This is a genomic window from Acidovorax sp. LjRoot66, from assembly GCF_964253305.1.
In the GTDB taxonomy this organism is placed as follows: domain Bacteria; phylum Pseudomonadota; class Gammaproteobacteria; order Burkholderiales; family Burkholderiaceae_C; genus Acidovorax.
The window spans coordinates 147756-159612 of sequence record NZ_CAXUQU020000001.1 but is presented as its reverse complement, the minus strand read 5'-3'; the positions used below and the strand labels follow the sequence as shown (position 1 = coordinate 159612).

The 11857-nt window shown below is 65.6% G+C and carries 13 protein-coding genes; 7 read left to right on the top strand and 6 right to left on the bottom strand.

Annotation, left to right across the window (positions count from 1 at the left end):
* Nucleotides 1-149: 149 nt before the first annotated feature.
* Entirely contained in the window at nucleotides 150-644 is a 495-nt protein-coding gene (moaC, locus tag ACSQ3Y_RS00760) for a cyclic pyranopterin monophosphate synthase MoaC (RefSeq protein WP_436176113.1), read from the bottom strand.
* A 100-nt stretch (nucleotides 645-744) separates the two neighbouring features.
* On the opposite strand from moaC, the gene ACSQ3Y_RS00755 reads away from it, so the two are divergent.
* Nucleotides 745-2355, top strand: a complete 1611-nt coding sequence (locus ACSQ3Y_RS00755) for a M48 family metalloprotease (protein ID WP_436176112.1) — start codon at nucleotides 745-747, stop codon at nucleotides 2353-2355.
* On the opposite strand, the gene ACSQ3Y_RS00750 is transcribed toward ACSQ3Y_RS00755, so the two are convergent.
* The 3 genes from ACSQ3Y_RS00750 to ACSQ3Y_RS00740 all read right to left on the bottom strand — a co-directional run bounded on the left by ACSQ3Y_RS00750 (nucleotide 2323) and on the right by ACSQ3Y_RS00740 (nucleotide 4050).
* A complete protein-coding gene (locus ACSQ3Y_RS00750; protein ID WP_057200825.1) occupies nucleotides 2323-2676 on the bottom strand; it encodes a phage holin family protein in 354 nt (117 codons plus the stop codon). The two genes, ACSQ3Y_RS00755 and ACSQ3Y_RS00750, sit on opposite strands and share 33 nt — an antisense overlap.
* 89 nt (nucleotides 2677-2765) lie before the next feature.
* A complete protein-coding gene (locus tag ACSQ3Y_RS00745; RefSeq protein WP_057200618.1) occupies nucleotides 2766-3230 on the bottom strand; it encodes a hypothetical protein in 465 nt (154 codons plus the stop codon).
* Between the two features lie 85 nt (nucleotides 3231-3315).
* Nucleotides 3316-4050, bottom strand: coding sequence for a TerC family protein (locus tag ACSQ3Y_RS00740; RefSeq protein ID WP_057200619.1), 735 nt, complete (start codon nucleotides 4048-4050; stop codon nucleotides 3316-3318).
* Nucleotides 4051-4587: 537 nt separating this feature from the next.
* Between ACSQ3Y_RS00740 and ggt the strand changes: the two genes are divergently transcribed.
* The 3 genes from ggt (at nucleotide 4588) to ACSQ3Y_RS00725 (ending at nucleotide 7381) form a co-directional block, all read left to right on the top strand.
* Nucleotides 4588-6453: a gamma-glutamyltransferase gene (gene ggt, locus ACSQ3Y_RS00735; protein ID WP_436176111.1), complete on the top strand. Its 1866-nt coding sequence runs from the start codon at nucleotides 4588-4590 to the stop codon at nucleotides 6451-6453.
* Between the two features lie 88 nt (nucleotides 6454-6541).
* On the top strand, nucleotides 6542-7033 hold the full coding sequence (locus ACSQ3Y_RS00730; protein WP_436176110.1) for a DUF3717 domain-containing protein: 492 nt from the start codon (nucleotides 6542-6544) through the stop codon (nucleotides 7031-7033).
* Nucleotides 7034-7075: 42 nt separating this feature from the next.
* A complete protein-coding gene (locus tag ACSQ3Y_RS00725) occupies nucleotides 7076-7381 on the top strand; it encodes a DUF2007 domain-containing protein (protein ID WP_436176109.1) in 306 nt (101 codons plus the stop codon).
* Nucleotides 7382-7404: 23 nt separating this feature from the next.
* Here the strand turns inward: ACSQ3Y_RS00725 and ACSQ3Y_RS00720 are convergent, their stop codons facing one another.
* Nucleotides 7405-7965, bottom strand: coding sequence for a YaeQ family protein (locus tag ACSQ3Y_RS00720; protein ID WP_057200623.1), 561 nt, complete (start codon nucleotides 7963-7965; stop codon nucleotides 7405-7407).
* 160 nt (nucleotides 7966-8125) lie between these two features.
* A complete protein-coding gene (purB, locus tag ACSQ3Y_RS00715) occupies nucleotides 8126-9505 on the bottom strand; it encodes an adenylosuccinate lyase (protein ID WP_057200624.1) in 1380 nt (459 codons plus the stop codon).
* A gap of 251 nt (nucleotides 9506-9756) precedes the next feature.
* Between purB and ACSQ3Y_RS00710 the strand changes: the two genes are divergently transcribed.
* From ACSQ3Y_RS00710 to ACSQ3Y_RS00700, 3 genes are all read left to right on the top strand, one after another.
* Entirely contained in the window at nucleotides 9757-10371 is a 615-nt protein-coding gene (locus ACSQ3Y_RS00710) for a glutathione S-transferase N-terminal domain-containing protein (protein ID WP_057200625.1), read from the top strand.
* Nucleotides 10372-10421: 50 nt separating this feature from the next.
* On the top strand, nucleotides 10422-11141 hold the full coding sequence (locus ACSQ3Y_RS00705) for a TetR/AcrR family transcriptional regulator (RefSeq protein ID WP_057200626.1): 720 nt from the start codon (nucleotides 10422-10424) through the stop codon (nucleotides 11139-11141).
* Nucleotides 11142-11247: 106 nt separating this feature from the next.
* A complete protein-coding gene (locus ACSQ3Y_RS00700) occupies nucleotides 11248-11823 on the top strand; it encodes a TRAP transporter small permease (RefSeq protein ID WP_428003120.1) in 576 nt (191 codons plus the stop codon).
* Nucleotides 11824-11857: the final 34 nt, after the last annotated feature.

Here is an 11857-nt window from a genome sequence, read left to right as displayed (position 1 = left end):
TATTTAATAATCAAAATGGTGGATTCCATAAACTAAAAATATTTCTGGTATCCGTGCAAACAAAGAATTTTTCTAGCACGAAGCGATAACCATTGCGTCACTTGAGTACGGAAGAGCAATTCTTGTTCCATACGCAAGAAAATTTGAGACTATCGGCTTCCCCCTTTCTTCTCCACCACCCTCACCCCCTCCACCGCCATCCCCCGGTCCACCGCTTTACACATGTCATAGATGGTCAGCAAGGCAATCTGCACCGCAGTAAGTGCCTCCATCTCGACCCCCGTCTGGCCCACTGTTTCAACGGTGGCCGTGCAGGCGATCCCGATCACGCCAGGATGCTGCACACCAGCCACCTCAAACTCCACCGCCACCCGCGTCAACGCCAGCGGGTGGCACAACGGAATCAGATCACTGGTCTTCTTCGCCGCCTGGATGCCGGCAATCCGTGCAATACCCAGCACGTCGCCCTTCTTGGCGGTGCCGGCTTCGATGATGGCCAGCGTGGCCGGCTGCATCTCGATCCGGCCCGTGGCAACCGCGATGCGGTGGGTCGCGGGCTTGGCGCCCACGTCCACCATGTGGGCTTGGCCCTGGGCGTCGAAGTGGGTGAGGGTTGGCGTGGTGGTCTGATCAGGGTTGGACATGGATCTTTTGCTGGAGACGGCTATGGCAGGCGGCAGGCGATTCTTGGTAACCAGTTGAATCCTCGGGGAAACACTGGAGCGTCAGGGCATCATACGGTCCATGCGGAAAATCCCAAGCGTGGCGACCCTCCCCACCCTGCCTATTCAACTTGTTTGTGGCCCGGCAGCGGGAAACCCTACTGGCGTGGCCCACCGCCTCTGGCGTGCGCGAGCGGTAGTGACATCCCTGGCACTCGCCCTGGCCAGTACGGCCATTCTTCCCGTGCGTCTGGCCCATGCCCAGCTCCCCACGCTGGGCGACGGCAGCGAGCTCACCACCAGTGGCGAGCGGCGACTGGGTGACCGCATCATCCGAGAGCTGTACCGCGACCCGGACTATATCGACGATGCCGTGCTGTCCGAGTATGTCCAGAGCCTGTGGCTGCCGCTGATGGATGCGGCGCGCAAGCGCGGTGAACTCTCGCCGGAGCTGGACGAGCGCTTTGCGTGGGAGATTCTGCTCGGGCGCGACCGCTCGGTGAATGCCTTTGCGTTGCCGGGCGGCTACCTGGGCGTGCACCTGGGCCTGATCGGCGTGGTGACTTCGCGCGACGAACTGGCCTCGGTGCTGGCGCATGAGCTCAGCCACGTCACCCAGCGCCATATCTCTCGGCTGATCGCGCAGCAGAGCAAACAGACGCCCCTGCTCCTGGGTGCCATGATCCTCGGGGCCCTGGCGGCCAGCAAGAACCCGGGTGCCGCGCAGGCCATGGTGGTCGGGGGGCAGGCGCTGGCCATGCAGACGCAGCTCAATTTCTCGCGCGACATGGAGCGCGAAGCCGATCGTGTCGGCTACGGGCTCATGGAGCCTGCGGGGTTTGCTCCCCAGGGCTTCGTGAGCATGTTCGACAAGCTGCAGCAGGCCAACCGCATCAACGACAACGGCTCCTGGCCCTACCTGCGCAGCCACCCGCTGACCACGCAGCGCATGGCCGACATGCAGTCGCGTCTGCCGCCGGGCAAGGCACAACAGCCCGCCCCCGTGTCCACGCAGGAGCACGCCATGGCCTCCGCGCGGGCGCGGGTGCTCTCCAATCCAGGGGTGGACACCCAGCGCCAGTGGATCGCGGAACCGGCCAGCACCGGCTTTGCCAGCCAGAGCGCGCCGCGCAAGGCGGCCATCCTCTATGCCTCGGCCCTGGGGAGCAGCCAGCTGCGCGATGCCAAGGCGGCACGCACGACCTGGGCGCTGCTGGAGGCGCAGGTCCGTGGCGACCTGCCAGCCCAGCGGCTGGCGCAACTGCTCAAGGCAGAAATCGAACTGGCCGCCGGCGATGCAGACGCGGCCCTCGCTGCGCTGCCTGCTGGGGCCGCCAACGACCACCGGCCGGAGCTGCTGCTGCGCACCCGCGCGCTGGTCAAGCTCGGCCGCTCGGGCGAGGTCACCGGGGCGCTGCAGACCTGGATCGCCAACCACCCGCGGGACGCCACCGTGTGGCAGTTGATGGCCACCGTGTGGCAGGCCAACGGCCAGCCCCTGCGCGCTGTCCGTGCCGAGGCCGAGGCCCATGCCACGCGCTATGACTATGCCGCAGCGGTAGACCGTTTCAAGGCGGGGCAGGACCTGGCCAAGCGCAGCGGTGCGTCAGCGGACCACTTCGAGGCGTCCATCATCGACACCCGCCTCAAGGCCATGGAATCACTTCTTCGTGAACAGGCCGCCGAGCGCTGATTCGATCACCACGCCGAGCAGCGAGTAGATCAGCGAGCCGATCAGCGCGGCAGCAAAGCCGGTGACCTGGAAGCCATCGAGCACGCTCGCCGCAGCCCAGAACATGAGCGCGTTGATGACAAAAAGGAACAGCCCCACCGTCACAATGGTCACGGGCAGTGTCAGCACCACGAGGATGGGGCGCAAGATCACATTGAACAGGCCGATCACGAAAGCTGCGATCAGCGCCGACGGGAAGCTCTGCACCACCACACCGCTGTAGACATAGGCCACGAACAGCAGCGATGCGGCGCTGAGCAGCCATTTCAGAAGAAGTCGGATCATGGGCCACAGGATAGCATTTGGCTGTGGCGAGAGGGGGGGCGCGCAGGCGGCCGGAACACTTCGACCACCTTCCCCTCGAAGCCTGGTTACTCGGTGCCCAGCACCATCAGCAAACCCACGCTGGCAAACAGGCTGCTCAGCGTGCCCGGCAGCGACCAGCGGCCGCCGGCCGGCACGGGCGTGCCCGCATCGGGGGCCATTGCATCCAGCTTGGGGCGGCGCGCGTCCACCACCTGGGCCTTGGTGCTGCCCATGTCGGCCTGCAGCCGGTCCGTCAGCTCCGGCAGCGGGCCCTTGGCCAGCACCATGGTGACGTGGTCGGGGTGGGCCCTGAGGCCCGGCACCACCTGGGCGAACAGCTTGTCGGCCCATTTGGCGCGCCAGTTTTCGCGCGCGCTGTGGCTGACCCACTTGCTGATGCGATGGGTCATGCGTGGCGCGCACGCCACCAGCACCCAATGCGTATTGCCCGCCGAACCGCGCGCAAACAGGGGCGCGAGGATCTGCTGTGCATGGTCTGCGTCGTCCACGTACACGATGACTTTGTCCATATGCGTAAGCTCCCTGGTCGGGGGCTGCCGCCAAAGGCGCTCGGCGAGCGCCCCGCAGTCAGCCCATGGGGTCATTGAAGTCCGCTTAACCGTGTTCCACCGGGGCGGCAGTGGCAGTGCGGCGTGCCAGGATCATCTTGCCAAGCGCCAGCACCAGCAAGGCACCTGCCACGCTTGCACCATACCTGATCATGTCGGTCTGCGGGATCTTGATCATCCACTGCCACTTGTCAGGATTGGAGAAGACCGGGTCGGTCACCAGCATGCCGCCAGCGATCCAGCCCAGCAGCATCCCGCCCAGCGTGATGATGAACGGGAAGCGCTCCATCAGCTTGATCACCAGCTGGCTGCCCCAGACGATGATCGGGATCGAGATCAGGAGGCCCAGCACCACCAGCAGGAACTGGTGCTCGCCGGCGTTCTGTGCAGCGCCAGCGATGGCGATCACGTTGTCCACGCTCATCACCAGGTCGGCGACGATGATGGTCTTGATGGCGGCCAGCAGCTTGTCGCTGCCCTGCACGTCACCGTGGCCATCTTCATCGGGGGCCAGCAGCTTGACGCCGATCCACACCAGCAGCACCGCGCCCACGAACTTGAGGAACGGCAGCGCCAACAAGGTCATGGCGAAGGCGATCAGGATCACGCGCAGAACGATGGCGCCTGCCGTGCCCCAGATGATGCCTTTGGTACGCTGCGCGGGGGGCAGCTTGCGGCAGGCCAGGGCAATGACCACCGCATTGTCGCCACCCAGCAGGATGTCGATGATGATGATCTGTCCCAGCGCGAGCCAGAATTCGGGCGAAGCCAAAAATTCCATAAATTCCTCAATATCGGTAGATAAAAGGAGGGCTTGGCGACAATGTAGCGCCAAGTCCATCCGGGGGATAGAGGGCCTGCGGTCGGAGGATCAAGGGCTCGCCCGCGTTGCGCGGGTCGTCGAATCGGGAGGGCGGCCTTGATCAGCCCACAGAGGGCCCATCAAAGGTCTTGCTCGGCCCAGCGCCTTTCCTGCGCGCTGCACCCGGCCTGCCGGAAGCGGTGTTTCGCTTCGTATTGACGACAGGTCCGATGCCACGCGATGGCTGTGCCCTGTGGGCGCAGTGCGGGTGCGTGGCGGGAGCTACTCCCCTTCGAAGCCGCAATTGGACCATCCCCCGGCCGTGAACGCAAGCCCCGCAGAGCGCGGCCGGCTGGCACCCAAGGGATAACGAGCACATGCCGCCACGCATTTTGATCGGCACCTTTTTGCCTTTGCGGTGTGACAAAACCGTGACTATCATGTGTTTCGCCATGCATCTGCACCACCCGCAGGCTGCATCCCCGCCTTTCCCCACTGGATCGAGGACCGAGACCCATGACCATCTCCACTACCGGGCGCCGCTGGCAGCTCGCCCTCCTCAGCGCAGCCGCCGTGGCCGCTCTGGCTGCCTGCGGAGGCAGCAACGACACCCCCATCGCCGAGCCCGTGGAGCAGTACGTGCCGCCCGAGCCGCCCTCGGGCTACACGCCCAAGACCATCGCCTATGCCAACAAGGACATGGTCGCTGCGGCCAACCCGCTGGCCGTGCAGACCGGCACCGCCATCCTGGCCAAGGGCGGCAGCGCCATCGATGCGGCCATCGCCGTGCAGATGGTGCTCAACCTGGTGGAGCCGCAATCGTCGGGAATTGGCGGCGGCGCCTTCATGCTGCACTTCGACAAGGGCGCCAACCGGCTGCTGGCCTATGACGGCCGCGAGACTGCGCCCATGGCTGCCACGCCCAACCTGTTCATCGGTGCCGATGGCAACCCGCTGGCCTTCCTGACCGCGGTGGACGGTGGTCTCTCCGTGGGCACCCCAGGCGTGCTGCGCATGCTCGAAGCCGCGCACAAGGCGCACGGCAAGCTGCCCTGGAAGGACCTTTTCGATCCCGCCATCAAGCTCAGCGAAGATGGCTTTGCGATCTCCGAGCGCATGAGCGTCTCCATCGCCGGCTCGGCCGCGCGCATCAAGGCCCAGGGCGAGCCCGGCGCCAGCTACTTCCTCAAGGCAGACGGTACGGCCAAGTCCACTGGCACACTGCTCAAGAACCCCGAGCTGGCTGCCACGCTGCGCACCATCGCGGCGGGCGGTGCCGATGCCTTCTACAAGGGTGCCATCGCCGCCGACATCGTGGCCAAGGTCTCGGGCCACCCCACCAACCCGGGCAAGCTCGCGCTGTCCGACCTGAACAACTACACGCCCAAGGTGCGTGAACCCGTGTGCGGCGTGTACCGCACCAAGTACCGCGTCTGCGGCATGCCCGCGCCCAGTTCGGGCGGCATCGCCGTGCTGCAGACCCTGGGCATGCTCGAAAGCTTCGACCTGGCGGCGATGAAGCCCAACACGCTTGACTCGGTGCATGTGGTCTCCGAGGCTTACCGCCTGGCCTATGCCGACCGCGCCCTGTACGTGGCCGACCCGGACTTCGTTGCCGTGCCCCAGGCCGGCATGATCAATGCCGACTACCTCAAGGGCCGTGCGCGCCTGATCGACATGCAGCGCAGCATCGGCACGCCCGTGGCCGGCACGCCTCCCGGCGTGGTGGCAACCCGCGGTGCCGACAGCTCACTGAACTTGCCCTCCACCACCCACCTGTCCATCGTGGATGCCTCGGGCAATGCCGTATCGATGACCACCACCATCGAGAACGGCTTCGGCAGCCTGCAGATGGTGCGTGGTTTTCTGTTGAACAACCAGCTCACCGACTTCTCGTTCACCGCCACCGACTCCGCCGGCAAGGCCATCGCCAACAGCGTGCAGCCCGGCAAGCGGCCACGCAGCTCCATGGCGCCGACCATCATCTTCAACGCCGCCACCGGCGACTTCGAAGGGGCCATCGGCTCGCCCGGCGGCAGCGCCATCATCCAGTACACCGCCAAGAGCATCCTGGGCATGACCGACTGGGGGCTGAACGTGCAGCAGGCCATCAACCTGCCCAACTTCGGCGCGCAGACCAACGCCACCACCTCCATCGAGAAGGGCTCGGTCATCGACACGGCCGCCATCCGCGATGGCCTCAGGGCCCGTGGCCACACCGTGGCGCAGACCGATACCTTTGCCAGCGGCCTGCACGGCGTGGTGTTCAACGGCGTGCGTGCCAACGGCAATGCCGGCCTGCTCTCGCGCAACCCCGCAGCGGGTACTTACGCCGGCGGCGCTGATCCGCGGCGTGAGGGCATTGCGCTGGGCAACAACTGAGCCGATTAACCTCCTTGCCCGCATGCCGGGCAAGGCCGGTTATGCTCCGGGCCCCTGCCGGTTAGAACCTGGCGGGGGCTCTTTTTTTATGCCCCCCTCGTCCATCCACATCACCGACATCGAAGCCGCCATCAACCACTGGCGCGAGCGCTCCCCTTCGCCCGATGGCATGACCCTGGCGCCGCAGATCCGGGCCCTGGCCGAGGTGTATGCGCTGATGGTCTACTGGCACGAGGACGAGGCGGACGAGGCCAGCTTTCCGCCAGAGGCCATGGCGGCATGGAAGGCCTGGTACGACACCACGCCCGACACCCCGTGCATCGCCATCTGCTCCACCAGCCAGGGCGATGACCAATGCAAGGGCTGCGGCCGCAGCTTCGACGAGGTGCAGCACTGGCTCGCCTACACCGCAGCTGAAAAGCGCAGTGTGTGGCGCCGCATCACGCTGGAGCACTCGGCCTGGCGCTTCAACCGGTACTCGGAGCGCGCGGCAGAAGGGCCATCGGCGAAGCCCCCGGTGCCTGAGGCCGCTGTAGGCTTACCGGGGCCCCCGGCACGGAGCCGGCTCCGCCAGGCATAGCGGCCCCTGTACGCCGCGCCCCCAAACCGGTATGGTGGGGCCATGCTGCGACTGACCCAGGCCCCCAACATCGCGATTGCCACGCTCTGGGCCGACATCCTGTGCGAGGCCGGCATGACCGCCTCGGTGCAGCGCCAGTATCTGGGCGCCGTCGCTGGCCACCTGCCGCCCGACCAGTGCCTGCCCGAGATCTGGCTCGAATACGATGAGCACGCCACGCGTGCGCGCATCCTGCTGCAGGACCTGCAGAACATCCCGCAGCGCCGCTGGGTGTGCCGTTGTGGTGAGACGGTGGAAGGTGGTTTCGAGCAGTGCTGGCACTGTGGTGCCCTGATGCCCCTGGACTGAGCGGAGCGGGCTCCGCTACCGCCCTACTTCCAGCGCACCGGCTCCACGACCACGCTGCCCAGATTGCTGCTCAGCGTCAGGGCGCTCTCCTGTACCGTGGCCTGCAGCTGCATGCTGCGCTCGGCCAGGGCCGCAAGGGCCTGCGATGCCTCAGTGGGGATGCGCCAGACCTGCAGTTTTTCCAGACGCGAGAGTTTGGTCTCGATGCCCTTCCACCAGATCTCGGCCGCGTGGTTGAAGCAGTACACCACCACGCTGTCGGACTTGCTGCAGGCCTTGGTCAGCGGCTTGTCCTCGGGCTGGCCGACCTCGATCCACACGCGCTTCCTGCCCGTGAAATCGGTCAGCGACGCGTCTGGATCGTCCGGGTCCGACAGACCGGCGCCAAAGGCCAGCGTGCCGTCGCCATTGCAGATGTCGTTGAGGTCGTGCGCATGGATGGCCAGCGCCGCCAGGCGCACCATCATGCGCTCGTCGGTCTCGCTCGGGTGCCGCGCCAGCGTCAGCGCATGGTCCGCGTAATAGCCGTGGTCGATGTCGGCGATCTGCAGATTCGCCTTGAAGATGGTGGATTTGATGGCCATGCGGTCTCACTGAACAACAATTGACCGCTGCCCATGCCCGTGTGCAGGCAACAGAGGCCGTGAAAATAGGAAATCACCATGCGCCACAGGGCACAGGCGATTTTCGTCGCGGGCATGCCGCGCCTGGGCCGCTGGGCTCAGGGCTTGCGGCAGAAACTGCTCAGGCCCGACGGGCCAGCGCTGCTGCCTTGCCGGTGTAGCTGCCCGGCGTCATCGCCAGCAAGCGGTCCTTCTCGGCCTGCGGGATTTCCAGCGACTGGATCAGCCCGTGCAGCGCCTCGGCCGTCACGGTCTTGCCGCGCGTGACTTCCTTGAGCTTCTCGTACGCGCCCTGCACGCCAAAGCGGCGCATCACCGTCTGGATCGGCTCGGCCAGCACTTCCCAGGATGAGTCCAGATCCTCGGCCAGGGCTTCCTCGTTGAGCTCGAGCTTGTTCAGGCCGGTCAGCAGCGAGGCATACGCCAGCGCGGCGTAGCCCAGGGCCACGCCCATGTTGCGCAGCACCGTGCTGTCGGTCAGGTCGCGCTGCCAGCGGCTGACGGGCAGCTTTTCCGACAAGTGGCGCAGCAGCGCATTGGCCAGGCCCAGGTTGCCTTCGGCGTTCTCGAAGTCGATGGGGTTGACCTTGTGCGGCATGGTGCTGGAGCCGATCTCGCCGGCCTTCAGGCGCTGCTTGAAGTAGCCCAGGCTCACATAGCCCCAGATGTCGCGCGACAGGTCCACGAGGATGGTGTTGGCACGTGCCACGGCATCGAACAGTTCGGCCATATAGTCGTGCGGCTCGATCTGGATGCTGTAGGGCTGGAAGGTCAGGCCCAGGCCCAGGGGCTCGGGGGTTTCGATGACCTTCTTGCTGAACGCTTCCCAGTCGAAATCGGGCCAGGCCGACATGTGGGCGTTGTAGTTGCCCACGGCGCCATTCATCTTGCCCAGAATCTTCACGCCGGCAATGCGTTCGCAGGCGGCCTGCAGGCGCACCACCACGTTGGCCATCTCCTTGCCCACGGTGGTGGGGCTGGCCGTCTGGCCGTGGGTGCGGCTGAGCATGGGCACGTCGGCGTAGGCATGGGCCATCTCGCGCAGCTTGAGCACCACGCGGTCCAGTCCTGGCAGCACGACCTGGTCTCGGCCCGAGCGCAACTGCAGCGCATGGCTGGTGTTGTTGATGTCTTCGCTGGTGCAGGCAAAGTGCACGAACTCGGCGGCCTTTTCCAGCTCGGGGCGCGCCTCGAACTTGCTCTTGATCCAGTATTCCACGGCCTTCACGTCGTGGTTGGTGGTCTTCTCGATGTCCTTGATGGCGGCCGAATCGGCTTCCGAGAAATTCTTCACCAGGCCCAAAAGGTAGGCACGCGCGCCGGTAGTCAGCGGCTTGAACTCGGCAAAGCCTGCGTCCGACAGCGCGATGAACCAGGCCACTTCCACCTGCACGCGCCGGTGCATGTAGCCGTGCTCGCTCATGATGGGGCGCAGGGCGGCGAGTTTGTTGGAATAGCGGCCGTCGAGCGGCGACAGGGCAGTGATGGTGGACAGGCTCATGGGGCCAGATTGTAGGCTGCACGCACGGGGAAACCCCAATCCGCCCAGTGCACCCGGTGGCCTGGTGCGCCGCAGACAAGCTGTTGCAAATCTGCACCAGTGCGCTGCAGCTCTCGTGGCAGGCCGCTACAGGCGCTCCTGCGCGTTCTGGTATCCCCCATGCGGGGGGCTTGCGGGACAGGCGCCAGGGGGCGCAGCCGATAGAATCGGTCGTGTAACGTCAGCTTATCCCGCGCACTGGAAACCACCCCATGAAATTGATCGGAGCCTCCGCCAGCCCTTATGTACGCAAGGTGCGCGTCGTCATGGCCGAAAAGAAGCTCGACTACCAGTTCGTGCAGGAAAACGTCTGGGCCGACGACACGAGCATCGCCACCTCCAACCCGCTGGGCAAGGTGCCCTGCCTGGTGATGGAAGGCGGCGAGGCCGTCTTCGACTCGCGCGTGATCGTCGAGTACCTGGACACCCTCTCTCCTGTGGGCAAGCTCATCCCCAGCCAGGGCCGTGAGCGTGCCGAGGTCAAGACCTGGGAAGCCCTGGCCGACGGTGTGGTGGACGCGGCCATCCTCGCCCGCCTGGAAGCCACCTGGGCCCACCGCAAGGACAGCGAGCGCAGCCAGGCCTGGATCGACCGCCAGATGCGCAAGGTCAACGACAGCCTCAAGTCCATGAGCCAGGGCCTGGGCGACAAACCCTACTGCAGTGGTATCCACCTGAGCCTGTCGGACATCGCCGTGGGCTGCGCCCTGGGCTGGCTCGAATTCCGCTTCCCGGACGTAGCCTGGCGCAGCGAGTACCCCAACCTGGGCAAGCTGCTGGACAAGCTCATGCAGCGCCCGAGCTTCGCAGACACCAAGCCCTCTTGATCGCACCGGAGGGGCCAGAGGGGCTGGCCCTTGCCGTATGCTTGGCGCATATGGACGAAACGGTTCAAAATCCCCAGCCATCCGCCAGTGCCAGCCGCCCGGCGCGGCAACGCGCTGCGCGCGAGGCTGCGGCCACCCCCGGTGCCGAGCGCGTACGCGTGAACGACCCCGACCGCACGATGGCCAACATCCTGCAGGTGGCCACGGCGGAGTTCGCGGACAAAGGCCTGGCCGGTGCCCGCATCGATGAGATCGCGGCGCTCACCAGCACCAGCAAGCGCATGATCTACTACTATTTCGGTAGCAAGGAAGGCTTGTACGTCAAGGTGTTGGAGGAAGCCTATCGCCGCATCCGGCAGATCGAGTCGGAGCTGCACCTGGAAGACCTGGCGCCCGAGCAGGCCCTGCGCACCCTGGTCGGCTTCACCTTCGACTACCAACTGGCCAACCCCGACTTCATCCGCCTGGTGATGAACGAGAACATGCACCGCGGCGAGTACATCAGCCGCTCCACGACCATCCAGGAGCTCAACATCCCGGTCATCCATGCGGTGCACAAGGTCTACCAGCGCGGCGTGGGCGCAGGCGTCTTCCGACCCGACGTGGACCCGGTTGATCTGCACATGTCGATCTCGGCGCTGTGCTTCTTCAACGTCTCCAACCGGCACACCTTCGGCGCCATCTTCAAGCGCACGCTCGACTCGCCGGCCGCCATGGCCGAGCGCCGCGAATCCATCGTCGAGATGATCGTGCGCTTCCTGCGCCCCTGAGCTTTCGCGGCAACCACGCCCCGGCTGCGGGGGATCAGGGTTTGTACCTGGATTAAATACTAACCAGTTCGTACAAAATCTCGATCACAACGACCGGAGACTGGCAATGCTGGAATGGACCGACCGCCTGCTGGGGCGATACACCCGCTTGCTCGACATGCTCGGAGGCCTTTGCCTGGCCCTGATGGTGGTGCTGGTCTTCGGCAACGTGGTGGCGCGCTATGCGCTCAACTCGGGCATCACCATCTCCGAAGAGCTTTCGCGCTGGCTGTTCGTGTGGCTCACCTTCATGGGCTCCATCGTGGCACTGCGCGAGCACGGCCACCTGGGCACCGACATGCTGGTGTCGCGCCTGCCGCCCGTCGGCAAGCGCGCCTGCCTGGCACTGGCCCAGGCGGCCATGCTGTTCGTATCCTGGCTGCTGCTGTCGGGCAGTTGGGCGCAGATGCTGATCAACTGGGAGACCGAGGCCCCCGTCACCGGCGCATCGGTGGCGATCTTCTACGCCAGCGGCGTGCTCATGGGCGCCTCGGGCATCGCCATCCTGCTGCGCGATCTGCTGCGCACGCTCTTCACCCCGCTGTCCGAACAGGAGCTGGTCATGGTGCAGGAGAGTGAGGAGTTGTCCGCGCTGGCACAACGCAATGGGGTCGATTCCGATCTGCCTGCCAAGCGCCCCTGATCCGCCGCACCGCACGCCCACAGGACACCTGCCC